Raw genomic sequence first — 18,351 nt, 5'->3', positions numbered from 1 at the left:
GTCGTCCCATGTCGTCCGTGCCTGTCTACGAAAACTTCATCAACGGCCAGTTTGTGGCCAGTGCTGCCCATCTCGATGTGATCAACCCGGCCACCGGCGCCGTACTGTCGAAAGTCCCGGCCTCGACGGCCGAAGACGTCGACCGCGCCCTCGCCGCCGCCCGCGCTGCGCAAAAAGACTGGTCGCGCAAACCGGCGATTGAACGCGCCGGGCATCTGCGCCGGATCGCCGCCAAGCTGCGGGAGAACGTTCAGCATCTGGCGCGCACCATTACCCTGGAACAAGGCAAGGTCAGCGGTCTGGCGGAAGTCGAAGTCAACTTCACCGCTGACTACCTCGACTACATGGCCGAGTGGGCCCGACGCATCGAAGGCGAAATCATCACCAGCGACCGCCAGAACGAAAACATCTTTCTGTTTCGCAAACCATTGGGCGTGGTCGCCGGGATTCTGCCGTGGAATTTCCCGTTCTTCCTGATCGCCCGCAAGATGGCCCCGGCGTTGCTGACCGGCAACACCATCGTGATCAAGCCCAGCGAAGAAACCCCGAACAACTGCTTCGAATTCGCCCGGCTCGTGGCCGAAACCGATCTGCCGCCCGGCGTGTTCAACGTGGTCTGCGGCGATGGCCGGGTGGGCGCGGCGCTCAGTGCGCACAAGGGCGTTGACATGATCAGCTTCACCGGCAGCGTCGACACCGGTTCGCGAATCATGGCGGCCGCTGCACCGAACATCACCAAGCTCAACCTGGAACTGGGCGGCAAGGCGCCGGCCATTGTGTTGGCGGATGCCGACCTCGATCTGGCGGTGAAAGCCATCCGCGATTCACGGATCATCAACAGCGGTCAGGTGTGCAATTGCGCCGAGCGGGTGTACGTCGAACGCAAGGTCGCCGATCAGTTTATCGAACGCATCGCAGCGGCAATGAGCGCGACCCGTTACGGCGACCCGATTGCCCAGCCGGAGGTCGAAATGGGCCCGCTGATCAACCGTCAGGGCCTGGACAGCGTTAACCGCAAAGTCCGCACGGCGCTGAGCCAGGGTGCGAGTTTGATCAGTGGTGGGCAGATTGCCGATCTACCGAACGGCTTCCACTTCCAGCCCACGGTGTTGGCCGGGTGCCGCGCCGACATGGAAATCATGCGCGAAGAGATTTTCGGCCCGGTGCTGCCGATCCAGATTATTGACGACCTCGACGAGGCCATCGCCCTGGCCAACGATTGCGACTATGGCTTGACCTCGTCGATCTACACCCGTGACCTGAGTAAAACCCTGCACGCGATGCGCGAGCTGGATTTTGGCGAGACCTACGTCAACCGGGAGAACTTCGAGGCTATGCAGGGCTTCCATGCCGGGGTGCGTAAATCCGGGATTGGCGGCGCAGATGGCAAGCATGGGCTGTATGAGTACACCCATACGCATGCGGTGTATTTGCAAGGCTGAACCTGGCGGCGTTGCTGATGCCGCCATCGCGGGCAAGCCCGCTCCCACAGGGGATTGGTGTTGTGCATTAAATCTATGCAACAACGCAAAACCCATGTGGGAGCGAGCCTGCTCGCGATGGCGTAAGGTCAGCCATTGAGATGCCGTCAGAAGTCGACCGTCGCCGAAAGCAGGTAGGTACGTGGCGTTGAAAGCGTCAACCCAGGCTCGCTGTCATCCGAAGCCCCAGCCGAACTCCAGTAGCGCTTGTCTGCCACGTTCTCGATATTGGCGCGCAATGTGATGTTCTTTTCCTCGACCTTGAACGCGTAGCGTGCGCCCACGTCGAAACGCTCCCAGGAATCGATTTCCTTGTTGTTGGACTGGTCCAGGTATTGCGAGCTGGAATAGATGCCACGGCTTGTGAGAGTCAGGCCCTGAACAGTCGGCACGTCCCACTCGGCGCCGAGGTTGACGTTGTATTTCGGCGTGGCCGGCGCACGGTTGCCGTCGAAAGTGCCATTGGCGGTGTTGGTCAACTCGCTGTCGATGTACATGACACCACCGAGCAGGCGGAAACCGTCGAGCGGTTCACCGAACACACTCAGTTCCACGCCTGTGTTCTCACGCTTGCCATTCGGGCCGAAGACCCGCGTCGTGGCGTTGGTCTCGTAGGCTGGTTGCTTGATCCGGAACACTGCGGCGGTCACGGCAAATGCACCCGCGTCATACTTGGCGCCGACCTCGACCTGGCGGCTGATGAACGGCGGGAAGATTTCGTCCTCGTTCACCGACGTCGACGGCGCGATCTTGCCCTGGCTCAGGCCTTCCATGTAGTTGGCGTACAGCGACAGTTTGTCGGTCGCCTTGAACAGGATGCCGCCAGACGGCGATACCTTTTCCTCATCGTAGGCGGTGTCGCCTTTGACATTATCCGACCAGTCGTCAACCTTCACGCGCTGCCAGCGGGCGCCGAGGGTCAACAGCAAGCGGTCATCGAAGAAACCCAGGGTGTCGGACAACGCCACGCCACTGAATCGGTTTTCGGTGTAGACCTTCGCATCCTGTCGCGTAGGCCTGCCCGGCGTGGGGGTTTCCACCGGGTTGTAGAGGTTACTGGGCGCCGCCGCGTAACGCGCGCCGCCATTCTCGAAGTCCATGTAGAAGTAGCTGGCGGCCAGGTTGACCTCATGGCTCACCGGGCCGGTATGAAACCAGTTGCGTACCCCTGCGGTGGCCGTCCGCACATTTTCATCGCGGGTGAAATCGCGCGGCTGCACGCTGAAATCGCCCCGGTCATTGGTGACTGCAACGGCATGCCGGAGAAAGTCATGGTTGCTTTTGCGCGCGCCCACACCGCCGTACAGCATGACGGAATCGCTGACATCAAACTCGCCGTTCACCGTGCCGAACGTGTCGTTGGTGCTCGCTTTGCTCCAGGGCTGTGCATAGTTATGGCGCACATCGCTGGCACGTGGAACCTGCGCGTTGGCGTTGACCTGCACGCGCTCCTGCGGCGCGTCGGTATCACGCTCGGTGCGCCCGATGTCCGTCGAGAGCCGCAGGCGTTCACCGCGAAAATCCAGGCCCAGCACGGCCATCTCGCGGTCGACATTCTGGTGGTCCCAATCGGTGTCGCCGGACTGTTTGACGCCGTTGAAACGAAGACCGAACTTGTTGTCTTCACCAAAACGACGACCGACATCCACGGCACCGCCGACCTGGCTGTCGGACGCGTAGCTGCCGGTGAACGAAGTGATGGGTTTGTCGGTTGCCCGCTTGGGCACCACGTTGATCCCGCCGCCCACGCTGCCCCGCGGCGAGATGCCGTTAATCAGCTGGCTCGGTCCCTTGAGGACGTCAACGCGGTCGGCCATCTCCATGTCGATCGAATAAGTCGGCAGAATGCCGTAGAGACCGTTGTAGGCGACATCACTGTTAAACAGGCTGAGCCCGCGAATGGTGAACTGCTCGTAGCGCCCACCCGCCGGGTTGGTGGCTCGAACTGACGGATCGTTGGCGATCAGGTCGCCCAAGGTCCGCGCCTGCTGGTTCTTGACCACCTCGCTGGTGTAGGTGGTCATGCTGAACGGCGTTTCCATGAAGTCTTTGGAGCCCAACAAGCCTTGCGAACCGCGACGCGCAACCTGGCCGCCGGCATACGGATCGCCGTCCACCGGGTCGATGGAGCCGAGAATCGAGGTGGCGCCCAGTTGCAGGCCGCTGCCTTCCGGCGCCGGGGTCAGGATGTAGGCCTGCTCGCCCACCGGTTGCAGTTGCAGGCCGGAACCCTGCAACAGCCGGGCAAAGCCCTCCTCCACGGCGAACTCGCCAGACAGACCGGGGCTGTTGCGACCGCTGACCAGCGCCGGGTCAACCGAGAGGTTGACGCCCGCCAGCCCGGCGAAACGGGTCAACGCAGCGCTGAGGCTGCCTGCCGGCACCTGATAACTGCGTCGAGGCGCGTCTTCGGCCCAACCGGCAGTGATGAACAACGGACAGGCACTGAGGCTCAGCAACAGGCTCAAGTGCATTAACGGGCGAAGGCGGGATGAAGCCAGACGCGGACTCGACGGGAACACTGCGGGCATTGAAGAAGCTCTCTTATTTCGTTCACTTGCCTTGAATGACAAGCGACGCGAAAAAAGGGGACACACTTCAAACACTATTTTTGCGCGGCAGCAGGGTTACCCAGTAACGCGTACGCGAATGCACCTCCAACGGCAGGCTGGCCGCCAGCAGCGCCAGGATACGATCGGTGTCTTCCAGACGAAAACTGCCGGTGACACGCAGGGATTCCAGCTCCGGTTCCCAGCGCAACACGCCTGGACGATAAGTGCTGAGTTCGCGCAGAAAATCCCCCAGAGGCTGGTTCTGCGCCATCAGCACACCGTCGCGCCAGCCTGGGGCGAGCACGTCGAAGGGCTCCACGGCGCCGACACCCGCAGCCTGAAGACTGACTTGCTGGCCGGCGCGCAAGGACAATACCGGTCCGTGCAAAGGCTGCAACTGCACCGCGCCGTTAAGCACCGACACCCTGCAACCCGTCTGCCACTGACGAACACACACTTCGCTTTGACTGACGACTACCTGGCCGAAGTGCGTCTGGATCGTCAGCGGCGAGGTGCCGGGGACTTTCAAGGCTATTTCGCCTTCCACAAGTTTCAGTAGCCGGTTTTTCAAATCGATATCGACGGCGCTCGCGGTGTTCAATTGCAGCGAACTGCCATCGGCCAACTGGACTTTCTTGCCCTCCCCGGTCGCCGTGCGCAGGTCCGCCCCCCAGACATCCAACGGCAACTGCCGACTGATCAGCCAGGCGGCCGGCACCAACGCCAAGGAGCCGACGGCGCGCTTGAGCACCGTGCGTCGGCTCGGCTGTGGCCGGTCCAGACTGGCCATCGCCAGTGTTGACGGCAGGTCGGTAAACCGTTGACGCAAGAGTTGCGCTTTCTGCCAGGCCTGTTCGTGACTGGAATGGCTGTCGCGCCAGCTCTGCAATTCGGCTCGGTCCCGCTCATTGGCGGTGCCCGATTCCATGAGCGCCAGCCATCGCGCGGCAGCCCGAATGACTTGGCGGGCGTCCGCCGAAGGGGCTGAACCGATCACAGGTCCACCAGCAGGCAGTGTTCGTAGGCTTGCGCCATGTAGCGCTTGATCGTGCGTTCCGAGACTTGCAGGCGCTCGGCGATTTCCTGATAGCCCACGCCTTCCAGTTGGCTCCAGAGAAACGCCCGTCGTACCGGGGTCGGCAACCCATCGAGCAATTCGTCGAGGGCTTGCAGGGTTTCCAACAAAATCCAGCGTTGTTCGGGGGATGGGACGCAGTCTTCAGGCAACAGCGCCAAGGCATCGAGGTAAGCCTGCTCGAGGCTGCGGCGTTTGTAGAAGTTGGTCAGCAGCCGTTTACCCACGGTCGCCAGGTAGGCGCGGGGTTCTTGAAGGTCTGCAATGCGCTGGGAACTGGCGAGCACGCGCACGAACGTATCCTGACTCAGGTCCGCTGCATCATGACCACTGCTCATGCGTCGTCTCAACCAGCTTTCGAGCCAGCCGCGATGGTCGCGGTACAAATCGTGGAAGGTTTGCTCCTCCGGCATCGCTGCATCGCTCATTTCAAGAAGCCCTGTGCCAAGGAGTTATCGTAAATGAGAGTGATTCTATTTAATGTCGGGTGTATGAAGGAAGCGCTTTATGCATCAGCTGAGCAGAAAGGTTCGTTTGGGAGGGCATGGAGGGAGAAAAGCCAAATCGCAGACACAAAAAACCCCGGTCTTTCGACCAGGGTTTTTGCTATCGACTCGAAGACAGCCAACGGCTTTCTTCGTAGCTCCAAGGCGTTCAGTGGGCCTTGAGGCAGATATGGCGCAGCGGACGGGACTCGAACCCGCGACCCCCGGCGTGACAGGCCGGTATTCTAACCGACTGAACTACCGCTGCGTATCGCTTTGGACTTTCGCCCAAGTAACTCGTCTGATTGAAAACTCAGAAGCTTTTCAATCTCGAACCAGATAAATCTGATTCGGAAAATATGGCGCAGCGGACGGGACTCGAACCCGCGACCCCCGGCGTGACAGGCCGGTATTCTAACCGACTGAACTACCGCTGCGCGTCGGTGGAGGCTTTTAAAAGCTTCCATCTTGCTTTCGCAAGACTCTCGGATTTGGTGGGTGATGACGGGATCGAACCGCCGACATTCTGCTTGTAAGGCAGACGCTCTCCCAGCTGAGCTAATCACCCGTTTGCATCTCCGAGGCCGCGAAATTTACGCAGGTAGCGAACCTAAGTCAATAGCAGGATTGAAGTTTTTCTGAAAAAGACAGAATCATGTCGTACGCAGTAGACCGCTTTCGCGAGCAAGCCCGCTCCCACTGGGGTTCTGCAGTGAACATCAGTTCTGTACTCGACGAAAACCAACTGTGGGAGCGGGCTTGCTCGCGAAGGCGGCGGCACATCCAACACAAATGCTGGCCAGGTCGCCGCTGGATTACTCGCTGTAAATCATCTTCTTGGTCATGCCGCCATCGACCACAAACTCCTGGCCTGTGACAAAACCGGCATTCTTCGACAATAACCACGCCACCATCGCCGCGACGTCTTCGACGGTCCCTACCCTGCCCGCCGGATGTTGGGCATGGTCGGCATCGGTCAGGGGTTCGGCACGTCGTGCCGCCGGATCCCGCGCATCGATCCAGCCGGGGCTGACCGCGTTAACGCGAATTTCCGGACCCAGGCTGATGGCCAACGCGTGAGTCAGGGCCAACAGACCGCCCTTGCTCGCCGCGTAAGCCTCTGTGTCCGGTTCGGACTGCCCGGCGCGGGTCGAGGCCAGGTTGACGATCGCACCGCTGTGAGCGCGCAGATACGGCGCACAGTGCTTGGCCAATAGCATCGGCCCACTGAGATTGACCGCCAACACGCGGTTCCAGTACGCCAGATCGAGGCTTTCCAGAGTGATGTTGTGCGGGTCGGCCACCGCCGCGTTACACACCAGCGCATCCAGACGCCCGAACTGCCCCAGCACCTCGGCGACGCCCAGCGCCACTTGCCCCTCGTTCGAGACATCCATGGCGATGAACCACGCGTTTGCGCCCAGCACCTTCGTCACTTTCGAACCGCGCTCTCGATCGAGGTCAGTCAGCACCACCTGCCAGCCTTCGCTGATCAGCCAGGCCGCGATCCCCAGCCCGATGCCGCGCGCGGCACCGGTCACCAGGGCAACGCGGCCATGGGTGCCCGTGCCCGGCGTGGACAACTCGATCACAAGGCAGCCAACCCGCGCGCCAGATCGGCTTGCAGGTCCGCCACGTCTTCCAGACCGACCGCGATGCGGATCAGGCTGTCACGAATGCCCGCCGCTTCACGCTCTTGCGGCGCCAGACGGCCGTGGGAGGTGGTGCTCGGGTGCGTAATGGTGGTCTTGGTGTCACCCAGGTTGGCGGTGATTGAAATCAGACGGGTTGCGTCGATAAAGCGCCAGGCGCCCTCTTTGCCACCCTTGACCTCGAAACTCACGACCGCACCGAAACCCTTCTGCTGACGCAGGGCCAGTTCGTGCTGCGGATGGCTCTCGAGGCCGGCGTAATGGACTTTCTCGATGCCGTCCTGCTGCTCCAACCACTCGGCCAGTTGCTGGGCGTTGGCGCAATGTGCCTTCATCCGCAGACCCAGGGTTTCCAGGCCTTTGAGGAAGATCCAGGCATTGAACGGGCTCAGGGTCGGCCCGGCGGTGCGCAGGAAACCCACCACTTCTTTCATCTGCTCACTGCGACCGGCGACAACGCCGCCCATGCAGCGACCCTGGCCGTCGATGAACTTGGTCGCCGAGTGCACGACGATGTCCGCGCCCATCTTCAGCGGCTGTTGCAACGCCGGGGTGCAGAAGCAGTTGTCGACCACCAGCATCGCGCCTTTGGCGTGAGCGATTTTCGCCAACTCGGCGATGTCCACCAGCTCGGCCAGTGGGTTGGACGGCGATTCGACAAACAGCAATTTGGTGTTGGCCTTAATCGCCGCATCCCAGCCGGACAGGTCCGCCAGAGGCACATAATCGACTTCGATACCGAAGCGCTTGAAGTACTTCTCGAACAGGCTGATGGTCGAGCCGAACACACTGCGCGACACCAGCACGTGATCGCCGGCGCTGCACAGGCTCATGACCACCGCCATGATCGCCGCCATGCCAGTGGCCGTGGCCACCGCTTGCTCGGCGCTTTCCAGCGCGGCAATGCGCTCTTCGAACGCGCGCACGGTCGGGTTGGTGTAGCGCGAATAAACGTTGCCCGGCACTTCGCCGGCAAAGCGTGCCGCCGCGTCGGCAGCGGTACGGAATACATAGCTGGAAGTGAAGAACATCGGGTCACCGTGTTCGCCTTCCGGCGTGCGGTGCTGACCGGCGCGTACGGCCAGGGTATCGAACGCTACGCCTTCGAGGTCGCTGTCCAGCCGACCGGCATCCCAATCCTGACTCATGCTGTCACTCCTTTCCCTATTCCCGTAAATGAAAAGCCAGATACAAAACCGGCCCCTCAGGGCCGGTAGAAACTCAGTTGTTGTACAGATCAATGATCGCGCTGACTGCCTGCGTCTTGACCTTGGAGGCATCGTTACGTGCCTGCTCGATCTTGTTCAGGTAAGCCTCGTCGACGTCGCCGGTGACGTACTGGCCGTCGAACACCGCGCAATCGAACTTGTCGATCTTGATCTTGCCGCCACCGACCGCTTCGATCAAGTCAGGCAAGTCCTGATAGATCAACCAGTCGGCGCCGATCAGGTCAGCCACGTCCTGGGTCGAACGGTTGTGGGCGATCAGCTCGTGTGCGCTCGGCATGTCGATGCCGTAGACGTTCGGGTAGCGAACGGCCGGGGCTGCGGAACAGAAGTAGACGTTTTTCGCGCCGGCTTCACGGGCCATCTGGATGATCTGCTTGCACGTGGTGCCGCGAACGATCGAGTCGTCCACCAGCATGACGTTCTTGCCGCGAAACTCCAGCTCGATGGCGTTGAGTTTCTGGCGTACGGATTTTTTCCGTGCTGCCTGGCCCGGCATGATGAAGGTCCGGCCGATGTAGCGGTTCTTCACGAAGCCTTCGCGGAACTTGACGCCCAGATGGTTCGCCAGCTCCAGGGCCGCGGTGCGGCTGGTGTCCGGAATCGGGATGACCACGTCGATGTCGTGCTCCGGGCGCTCGCGCAGGATCTTTTCGGCGAGTTTCTCACCCATGCGCAGGCGGGCCTTGTAGACCGATACGCCGTCGATGATCGAGTCCGGACGCGCCAGGTAGACGTGTTCGAAGATGCACGGCGTCAGGGACGGGTTGGTCGCGCACTGACGAGTATGCAACTTGCCGTCTTCAGTGATGTAGACCGCTTCGCCTGGTGCCAGGTCGCGAATCAGGGTGAAACCGAGCACATCCAGGGAGACGCTTTCGGAGGCGATCATGTACTCGACGCCTTCGTCGGTGTGACGCTGGCCGAAGACGATCGGGCGGATGCCGTGCGGGTCACGGAAACCGACGATGCCGTAACCGGTCACCATCGCCACGACTGCGTAACCACCGACACAACGGTTGTGCACGTCGGTGACGGCAGCGAACACGTCTTCTTCGGTTGGCTGCAACTTGCCGCGCTGGGCCAGTTCGTGCGCGAACACGTTGAGCAGCACTTCCGAATCGGAATTGGTGTTGACGTGGCGCAGGTCAGATTCGTAAATCTCCTTGGCCAGCTGTTCAACGTTGGTCAGGTTACCGTTGTGCGCCAGGGTAATGCCGTAAGGCGAGTTGACGTAAAACGGTTGGGCTTCGGCCGAGGTCGAGCTGCCCGCGGTCGGGTAACGCACATGGCCAATGCCCATGTGGCCGACCAGGCGCTGCATGTGACGCTGATGGAACACGTCACGCACCAGGCCATTGTCCTTGCGCAGGAATAACCGGCCATCATGGCTGGTCACGATACCGGCAGCGTCCTGGCCGCGGTGCTGGAGGACGGTTAGCGCGTCATACAGCGCCTGATTGACGTTCGACTTACCGACGATACCGACGATGCCACACATGCGACGCAACCCCTACTTAATGGATCTGAACTGAACACAACTCACTGAGGCGTTTTGGCCATCGGCAAGAGGTGCTCCTTGAACGGTATCTCAGCGGGTACGCTGATACCGCTGGCAAGCCACTGACTGCTCCACCCGAGGATCAGGTTTTTGGACCAGTCTGCGACCAATAGAAATTTTGGCACGAGCTGTGACTGTTGCCACCACCCGTCCTGCTGTACCGGCCCCAGGCTCAACAGCCCGACCGCCACGACCACCAGCAACACGCCACGCGCAGCGCCGAAGGCCATGCCGAGGAATCGATCGGTCCCGGACAACCCGGTGACGCGAACCAACTCGCCGATAAGATAATTGATCATTGCGCCTACGATTAACGTGGCGACAAACATGATGGCACAGCCCGTGATCACACGAGCCGATGGCGTTTCGATGTATCCGGCGAGGTACTCGGACAATGCACCACCGAACATCCAGGCGACGACTCCTGCAATGATCCAGGTCACCAGCGATAATGCTTCTTTGACGAAGCCGCGGCTCAGACTGATCAATGCGGAGATGGCGACGATTGCAACGATCGCCCAGTCAACCCAGGTAAATGGCACAGTGCAGCCTACAGACGGATAAGGCGGCGCATTTTAGCAGAGCCCATGGCTATCGGTAAGCTGCGATTGTCAGTGCATTTCAAATCGGGGCGATAGTTTTAACCGCGTTCAGGCTGGAAACGCACCACAAACCCCTTGAGGTTCTTCTGGCGGCCCAACAAGTCACGCAGACGATCGGCTTCGGCGCGCTCGATCAGCGGCCCGACAAACACCCGATTCTTGCCATCGGCCGTACGGATGTAGGCGTTATAGCCCTGACTGCGCAGGTCTTTCTGCAGGCTTTCGGCACTTGCACGGCTCGACAGGCTGGCCAGTTGCACCGACCAGCTGACCGACAGGCCATTTGCATCGACGCGGCTTTGAGTCGTGTCCGGCTTGCCCGGCGCAGCAGTGATTGGCTGAGACGGCGCGGTTGCAGGCTTGGCAGCCATAGCAGGAACAGGTGCAGGTGCTGGCGCGACCGGCTTGGCAGCAGGCACAGGCGCCACTGGCGCACTCGGTGCAATCGGCGCGGACGGTGCTTCTTGCTGAGCGATTTCATCATCGCTCGGCACAGGTTCTTGAGGCAACGCTTGCGGCTCAGGCACCACCACCGGCTCGACCTGAACTTGCGGCACCGCTGGCGCTTGCGGCGCAGCCGGGGCTTCGACCGTCACTTGACGCTGCTCATCCTCGCGGGAAAACAACATCGGCAGGAAAATCACCGCCAGCGCCACCAGAACCAGGGCGCCAACCATGCGCTGTTTGTATGCCTTATCCAGCAATGCCATTTGCCGCTTCCTCCGTGGAGCGCCGGGCCAGCCATTCAAGGGCCTCGGCAACACAATAAAATGATCCGAACAACAGAATCTCGTCGTCGCTCGTCGCCAGTGCACACTGCCCTTCCAGGGCGGCGGCCACACTGTCATAGGACGTTACCGCAGCGCCAAGGTTCTGCAACGCCGCCTGCAAATCGGCAACCGGGCGCGCACGCGGTGAATCCAGCGGCGCGACAGCCCATTGCTGGACACTAGCATTCAATTCACCGACAACACCATCCAGATCCTTGTCCGCCAACAATCCAAACACCGCCAGGCGCTTGCCGACCGGTGGACGGCTGGCCAGACGGCGCGCCAGATACTCGGCCGCATGCGGATTATGACCCACATCCAGCAACAGGTTCAGGCGCTTGCCCTGCCAGTCGAACTGACGGCGATCGAGACGACCGACCACCCGCGTTGCTGTCAGGGCATCAATAATCTGCGCATCCACCCACGGCAACCCGAGCAACAGGTAAGCCTGCAAGGCCAGTGCGGCGTTTTCCATTGGCAGATCGAGCAGCGGCAGATCGCGCAACTCAACCACACGCCCTTGAGCGTCTACACCGCGCCATTGCCAATTGTCATCGGTGATGCCGAGATCAAAATCGCGCCCACGCAGGAAAAACGGACAAGCCAGCTCGCGGGCTTTATCCAGCAGAGGTTGCGGAGGATTCAGATCGCCACAGAGCGCAGGCGCGCCCTGGCGAAAGATGCCGGCCTTCTCAAAAGCCACGGATTCACGAGTATCGCCCAGATAATCGGCGTGATCGACACCGATGCTGGTGACCAGCGCCATGTCGGCATCCACTACGTTGACCGTGTCCAGACGCCCGCCCAGGCCGACTTCCAGCACCACGGCATCAAGCCCTGCCTGCTGAAACAGCCAGAACGCCGCCAGGGTGCCCATTTCGAAGTACGTCAGGGACGTGCCGCCGCGGCCCGCCTCGACGGCAGTAAAGGCTTCGCACAGCGCGGCGTCAGTCGCTTCGACGCCATTGACCTGCACCCGCTCGTTGTAACGCAGCAGATGCGGAGAATTGTAGACACCGACGTTCAGGCCCTGCGCCCGCAGCAGCGAAGCCACGAATGCGCAGGTAGAACCCTTGCCGTTGGTGCCGGTGACCGTGATCACCCGAGGCGCCGGCTTGCCCAGTCCCATGCGGGACGCTACCTGTTGCGAGCGCTCAAGGCCCATGTCGATGGCCGAAGGGTGCAACTGCTCAAGGTAGGCGAGCCACTCGCCAAGGGTACGTTCGGTCATAGGTTGGCAGGTACCGGTGGAACCACGATCGGCTCGATAGGCGCGGCGACGAATTTCGGCGTCGGCAGGCCCATCATTTGTGCCAGCAGATTGCCCAGGCGTGGGCGCAGTTCCTGACGGTGAACGATCAAGTCGATCGCGCCGTGCTCCAGCAGGAACTCGCTGCGCTGAAAGCCTTCCGGCAGTTTTTCGCGCACGGTTTGCTCGATAACGCGCGGACCGGCGAAGCCGATCAGGGCTTTTGGCTCACCGACGATCACGTCGCCGAGCATGGCCAGGCTGGCGGAAACGCCACCGTAGACCGGGTCGGTCAGCACGGAGATGAACGGAATGCCTTCTTCACGCAGACGCGCCAGTACCGCGGAGGTCTTGGCCATTTGCATCAGGGAGATCAGGGCTTCCTGCATCCGCGCACCACCGGAGGCGGCGAAGCAGATCATCGGGCAACGGTTTTCCAGCGCGTAGTTGGCGGCGCGGACGAAACGCTCACCAACGATGGCGCCCATCGAACCACCCATGAAGGAGAATTCGAAGGCCGAGACCACCACCGGCATACCCAGCAGGGTGCCGCTCATGGAGATCAGCGCGTCTTTTTCGCCAGTCTGCTTCTGGGCAGCGGTCAGGCGATCCTTGTACTTCTTGCCGTCGCGGAATTTCAGACGGTCAACCGGCTCCAGGTCTGCGCCCAATTCGGCACGGCCTTCGGCGTCGAGGAAGATGTCGATGCGCGCGCGGGCGCCGATACGCATGTGGTGGTTGCACTTGGGGCAAACGTCCAGGGTCTTTTCCAGCTCCGGACGATACAGCACAGCCTCGCAAGACGGGCATTTGTGCCACAGACCTTCAGGCACCGAGCTCTTCTTGACCTCGGAACGCATGATCGAAGGGATCAGTTTGTCTACTAACCAGTTGCTCATGCTTTCTTTCTCCAGTACCGGCGGCCCGAACGCTCTGGTTCGCAGCCCCGCGTATGCCCTTGAGCTAAATTCATGTGTGTGGCGATGATCGATCGATTGCCGGGTCAGTGAACGTGACCGGCGTACAACCCAAAAATCCTCAGCCATGCGTGTGGACGGCGGCAGTGTGCCAGCCGTCACATCAACCTTGGACCTTGTAGGAGCTGTCGAGTGAAACGAGGCTGCGATCTTTTGATCTTGATCTTTTTAAAAGCAAGATCAAAAGATCGCAGCCTCGTTTCACTCGACAGCTCCTACAGGCTCCCGCGTACCGCCTTGATGAATGCCTGAATCTTTGCGTGATCCTTGATGCCCTTGCTCGCCTCTACCCCACCGCTGACGTCCACCGCGTAAGGCCGAACCCGGGTGATTGCCTCAGCAACATTCCCCGGCGTCAGGCCGCCAGCGAGGATGATCGGCTTGCTCAAGCCCTGCGGTATCAGAGACCAGTCGAAGGCTTCACCGGTTCCGCCGGGGACGCCTTCAACGTAGGCATCGAGCAGGATACCGCTGGCACTTGGAAACGCATCGCATGCCGCCGCGATGTCGTCGCCGGCCTTGACCCGCAGCGCCTTGATGTACGGGCGGTGCCAGCCTTCACAGTCAGCCGCGGTTTCATCACCATGGAACTGCAACAGGTCCAGCGGCACGGCATCGAGCAATTCGCCCAACTCGCAGCGGCTGGTGTTGACGAACAACCCCACGGTGGTCACGAACGGCGGCAGTGCCTTGATAATTTCGCGCGCCTGCTGAAACGTCACCGCCCGCGGGCTCTTGGCGTAAAACACAAACCCGATGGCATCCGCCCCGGCCTCGACCGCCGCCAACGCATCTTCTATGCGGGTAATCCCACAAATCTTGCTGCGAACGGCTGACATGTCGATAAAACCTCAGGGCAAATCCGAGAAAGTCCCGGATGGTAACAAAAGCGTTCGAGGGCGTCAGCCGTCAAGTTCAGAGAAGCCGGTGAGGAAGTGTGGGCCGATGTAACGCTCGGGCAATTCGAACTCGTCGCGATACTCGACCTGCACCAGATACAGGCCGTAGGGATGCGCCGTCACCCCTCCAGAACGACGGATCCGGCTTTCCAGCACTTCCTTCATCCACTCCACCGGACGCTCGCCGGCACCGATGGTCATCAATACGCCGGCGATGTTGCGCACCATGTGGTGCAGGAAGGCGCTGGCGCGAATATCCAGCACGATCATCTTGCCGTGGCGCGTGACACGCAGGTGATGCAGTTCCTTGATCGGCGACTTGGCCTGGCACTGACCGGCACGAAACGCGCTGAAATCATGGGTGCCGACCAGGTATTGAGCGGCCTCGGCCATGCGCTCGACGTCCAGCGGACGGTGGTTCCAGGTGATTTCTTCGTTCAGGTGCGCCGGGCGGATCTGATCGTTGTAGATCACGTAGCGATAGCGGCGGGCGATGGCCTTGAAGCGCGCATGAAAATGCGCCGGCATGACCTTGGCCCAGCTGACACTGACGTCGTGGGGCAAGTTGATATTGGCGCCCATGACCCAGGCCTTCATCGAACGCTCGACCTGCGTGTCGAAATGCACCACCTGACCGCACGCATGCACACCGGCGTCCGTACGCCCGGCGCAGAGCAGCGAAACCGGTGAGTCGGCGACTTTGGACAAGGCCTTTTCAAGGGTTTCCTGCACGGTAAGCACGCCGGAGGCCTGGCGTTGCCAGCCGCGATAACGTGAGCCTTTGTATTCAACGCCCAGCGCGATCCGGAAAAAGCCGTCGGCCGCCAGTTCGGCGGCCGGATTATCTATATTTGCCAAGGAGTGACAGCCTGCTGATGTGCGCAAAGGCGGGCATTATAAGGCTGCGGCATCGGGATGCCAGAGGCGCGTCATTTTTGGAACCTGTCGGGCGGGATTTGCGCCGGCACTGAGGGCCTCATCGCGGGCAAGCCCGCTCCCACAGGATCGGGACTGTCCGCATTACTTGTATCCGACCCGATCCCTTGTGGGAGCGGGCTTGCCCGCGATGGCAATCGCCCAAACACCATTACACCACCGGCTAAAAAAAAACGGCAGCCTCAATGGGCTGCCGTTCTGTTTACTGCTTACCGATCGCTCAAGCCAGATGCGAAAGCATCTCCTTGGCTTCGCTCTTCTGGCCAGCATTACCCTCGGCCACCACCTCATTGAGGATGTCCCGAGCCCCGTCGTTGTCGCCCATGTCGATGTAGGCCTGGGCCAGATCGAGTTTGGTGGCGACTTCATCGGTGCCGGAGAGGAAGTCGAAATCCGGCTCGTCTGCCGCCGAAGCCATAGCATCTTCTGCGGTAAAGGTCGGCTCACCCATGCTCTGGGACAGACGATCCAGCTCGGCGTTGACGTCTTCCAGCTCCGCTGCAAAGGCGTCCGGAGCATCAGGTTCGGCCGGTGTTGCGTCCATTTCATCGGCCAGCGACAAGTCGAAATCGGCTGGCAATTCCAGATCGTCCTGCGGAACTTCAGGTTTCACAGGCTCAACAGGCAAGTCCTTCACGCCTTCGTCGAGATCCAGCAGGAAATCGTCTTCCGCGAGCATCGCCGGCGACGGGTCTCCCCCCAGATCCATGTCCAGATCGAAGTCCGACAGGTCGTCGAGGTTTTCCTTGATTTCGGTCTGCTCTTTCAATACCGACTCGAAACTCAGGTCGTCGTCCAGCGGGAATTCTTCAAGGTCAGCGACCGATTCCGGCTCTGGCTCAACCACCGCCGGAGAAGCGGCTTCCAGATCATCCAGGCTCAGGTCGAAGGCACTGTCCAAGTCATCGGCCGGTGCTTGCGGCTCGTCCAGCAACAGGTCTTTGACGTACTGCGCGTCCAGCTCGGCGGCGATGGCGGCAGCCGCGAGACCACCCGCAGCGGCGATAGCCATGGCCGGGAAGCGGGTTTTAAGCTTCTCGACCTGGGCGAAGTTGTCACCGTTGGCTACCAGCTGGCGCTCCTGGGCGACAAATGCATCGCGATCGCCCTGCTGACCGTAGACTTCCATCAGCTTAAGACGCAGATCACTGCGCTGTGGCTCTTGTTTGATGCCGTCTTCGAGCAACGCGGCTGCCTGGTTCAAACGACCGGCGGCAATGTGCGACTGAGCCTTGGTCAGCACGTCGTCATCGCGGTCGGCTGCTGGCGATACCAGTGGCGCGGCGATCGGCGTTGTCATTACATCCGGGACTGGTGCCGGGACTGGGGCTGGCGCAGGTGGTGGCGTTGGTATCGGCGCGGGAGCGAGCGTTACGCTCGGCGGTGGCACTTCCAGGCCTTCGAAGCTGCTTTCCGGCAGTTCCTGCTCAGCGGAGAATTCCTTCTCTTCTTCCAGGGCACGTGCCATACGCAAGTGTTTCTCGGCTTCTTGCTGGGCCTTGCGGCGACGTGCCAGCAACAGCAGCAACAGCAACAGAACCACTGCACCGCCGCCCACCAGACCCAGCAGGACCGGATTGGTCAGCAGCTCGTTGAATTTCTGGTCATCGGAGGCCACTGGCGCCGGCTCGACTACCGGCTCGGCAGGCACCGGCGCCGGAACAGCTTCAGGTGCCGCTGCCTCTGAAGCAGGTGCAACCGGCTCAGGAGCCACTTCAGTCGAAGCCGCAGGGTTGGCAGCCAACTCCGCAGACATTGCCGGAGCGGTCGCGGCTGCAGCCGGTGCATCAGCAGCGCCTTCGGCCTGCAACTTGGCCAATTGATTGTTCTTCAGCTCGATCAGGCGTTGCAGCTTTTCCATCTGACTTTGCAGATCGGTCATGCGGCTTTTCAGTTCGGCATTGTCACGACGGGTCGTGTCGAGGCTTTCCTGGGTGACGGCCAGTTTGTTGCCCAAGGCTTTTGCATCGCCGGCAGGCCCCTTGCCACGGCCTTTGCCGGTGTCGGCAGAAACCAGACTCAGGTTGTCTTTCGCCGCTTGCGACGGGGCCACATCAGCGCGGCCACGCTTGGTGGCATCGAGTTGTTGTTGCCCGGTGCCAGGCTTCGCCACGTAACGACGCCCCTGGCGCCATGCGGTGTTCTGTGCAGCGACTTCAGCGATCGCTTTAGGCTGTGGCAGGTTGGTGCTCTGCGCCTGATCGGGCATGCGCAGCACCTGGCCGGTTTTCAGCCGGTTGATGTTGCCGTCGATAAAAGCATCCGGATTCAGCGCCTGGATGGCCAGCATGGTTTGCTGGACCGACCCGCCATTACGCGCCTTTGCGGCGATTTCCCACAGGGTATCGCGCGGCGTGGTGGTGTATTGAGCCGGTTTGGTAGCACCAGTCACCGGCGCAGTGACCGCTTGGGTCGGCGCAGGCTGCGCAGCCGCTTCAGCGGTCTGCGGGGAGAATTTGGACGGATCGAGCAGCACGCTGTAATCGCGCAGCAGACGACCATTGGGCCACATCACCTGAACCAGGAATTTCACCATCGGTTCGGACAGGGGTTTGCTGGACGTGACACGCAGGATGCTTTTACCGCTGGCGTTGAGTACGGGGGTGAACGTCAGGTCGTTGAGAAACGCCTGGCGATCGACACCGGCCTTGGCGAAATCTTCCGGTGAAGCCAGGCTCGGCACCACTTCCGCGGCGGTGAGGTCCTTGACGTCGAGCAGCTCGATTTCCGCCACCAGAGGTTGGTTCAGCGTCGACTTCAGGGTCAATTCCCCGAGCCCGAGGGCATGCGCCATACCGGAGGACAGCGCCGAGGCGGCCGCTATTGCTAACACCAGTTTGCGAACTTGAACCATAGCCTCATCCTTTGTTTGAACATTCCTCGGCC

General features: G+C 61.0%; 14 protein-coding genes and 3 tRNA genes. 1 reads left to right on the top strand and 16 read right to left on the bottom strand.

Annotation, left to right across the window (positions count from 1 at the left end; all coding sequences use genetic code 11):
* Positions 1–8: 8 nt before the first annotated feature.
* Entirely contained in the window at positions 9–1,442 is a 1,434-nt protein-coding gene (aldA, locus tag ACA072_RS10345; protein ID WP_497624201.1) for an aldehyde dehydrogenase, read from the top strand.
* A 146-nt stretch (positions 1,443–1,588) separates the two neighbouring features.
* On the opposite strand, the gene ACA072_RS10340 is transcribed toward aldA, so the two are convergent.
* The 16 genes from ACA072_RS10340 to ACA072_RS10265 form a co-directional block, all read right to left on the bottom strand.
* Positions 1,589–4,012 carry a TonB-dependent siderophore receptor gene (locus ACA072_RS10340; protein WP_497624200.1) on the bottom strand — a complete coding sequence of 808 codons (2,424 nt, stop codon included), beginning with the start codon at positions 4,010–4,012 and terminating at the stop codon, positions 1,589–1,591.
* Between the two features lie 67 nt (positions 4,013–4,079).
* A complete protein-coding gene (locus ACA072_RS10335; protein ID WP_497624199.1) occupies positions 4,080–5,030 on the bottom strand; it encodes a FecR domain-containing protein in 951 nt (316 codons plus the stop codon).
* A complete protein-coding gene (locus ACA072_RS10330) occupies positions 5,027–5,536 on the bottom strand; it encodes a sigma-70 family RNA polymerase sigma factor (protein WP_497624198.1) in 510 nt (169 codons plus the stop codon). Before ACA072_RS10330 ends, ACA072_RS10335 begins: the two co-directional genes overlap by 4 nt.
* Before the next feature lie 248 nt (positions 5,537–5,784).
* A tRNA-Asp gene (locus ACA072_RS10325) sits at positions 5,785–5,861 on the bottom strand.
* 92 nt (positions 5,862–5,953) lie between these two features.
* Positions 5,954–6,030: transfer RNA gene (locus tag ACA072_RS10320), tRNA-Asp, on the bottom strand.
* Positions 6,031–6,085: 55 nt separating this feature from the next.
* A tRNA-Val gene (locus ACA072_RS10315) sits at positions 6,086–6,161 on the bottom strand.
* Positions 6,162–6,408: 247 nt separating this feature from the next.
* Positions 6,409–7,185, bottom strand: coding sequence for an SDR family oxidoreductase (locus ACA072_RS10310; protein ID WP_497329362.1), 777 nt, complete (start codon positions 7,183–7,185; stop codon positions 6,409–6,411).
* A complete protein-coding gene (locus ACA072_RS10305) occupies positions 7,182–8,393 on the bottom strand; it encodes an O-succinylhomoserine sulfhydrylase (RefSeq protein WP_497624197.1) in 1,212 nt (403 codons plus the stop codon). The genes ACA072_RS10310 and ACA072_RS10305 overlap by 4 nt, the downstream gene beginning before the upstream one ends.
* A gap of 73 nt (positions 8,394–8,466) precedes the next feature.
* Positions 8,467–9,972, bottom strand: a complete 1,506-nt coding sequence (gene purF / locus ACA072_RS10300; protein ID WP_046026886.1) for an amidophosphoribosyltransferase — start codon at positions 9,970–9,972, stop codon at positions 8,467–8,469.
* Between the two features lie 41 nt (positions 9,973–10,013).
* A complete protein-coding gene (locus tag ACA072_RS10295) occupies positions 10,014–10,574 on the bottom strand; it encodes a CvpA family protein (protein WP_109633196.1) in 561 nt (186 codons plus the stop codon).
* 98 nt (positions 10,575–10,672) lie between these two features.
* Entirely contained in the window at positions 10,673–11,344 is a 672-nt protein-coding gene (locus ACA072_RS10290; RefSeq protein WP_497624196.1) for an SPOR domain-containing protein, read from the bottom strand.
* A complete protein-coding gene (folC, locus tag ACA072_RS10285) occupies positions 11,328–12,635 on the bottom strand; it encodes a bifunctional tetrahydrofolate synthase/dihydrofolate synthase (protein ID WP_497624195.1) in 1,308 nt (435 codons plus the stop codon). The genes ACA072_RS10290 and folC overlap by 17 nt, the downstream gene beginning before the upstream one ends.
* Positions 12,632–13,552, bottom strand: a complete 921-nt coding sequence (gene accD, locus ACA072_RS10280; protein WP_462026535.1) for an acetyl-CoA carboxylase, carboxyltransferase subunit beta — start codon at positions 13,550–13,552, stop codon at positions 12,632–12,634. The genes folC and accD overlap by 4 nt, the downstream gene beginning before the upstream one ends.
* A gap of 293 nt (positions 13,553–13,845) precedes the next feature.
* Positions 13,846–14,469, bottom strand: coding sequence for a phosphoribosylanthranilate isomerase (locus ACA072_RS10275; protein ID WP_497624194.1), 624 nt, complete (start codon positions 14,467–14,469; stop codon positions 13,846–13,848).
* Positions 14,470–14,532: 63 nt separating this feature from the next.
* Positions 14,533–15,387 (bottom strand): tRNA pseudouridine(38-40) synthase TruA, encoded by an 855-nt coding sequence (gene truA, locus ACA072_RS10270; protein WP_497624193.1) that lies wholly within the window; start codon positions 15,385–15,387, stop codon positions 14,533–14,535.
* A gap of 298 nt (positions 15,388–15,685) precedes the next feature.
* Positions 15,686–18,319: a FimV/HubP family polar landmark protein gene (locus tag ACA072_RS10265; RefSeq protein WP_497624192.1), complete on the bottom strand. Its 2,634-nt coding sequence runs from the start codon at positions 18,317–18,319 to the stop codon at positions 15,686–15,688.
* Positions 18,320–18,351 lie beyond the last annotated feature (32 nt).

The sequence above is a fragment of the Pseudomonas sp. LBUM1656 genome (assembly GCF_059716065.1).
Note: the sequence above shows the minus strand (reverse complement) of the source record. Positions and strands in the feature narration are given on the sequence as shown.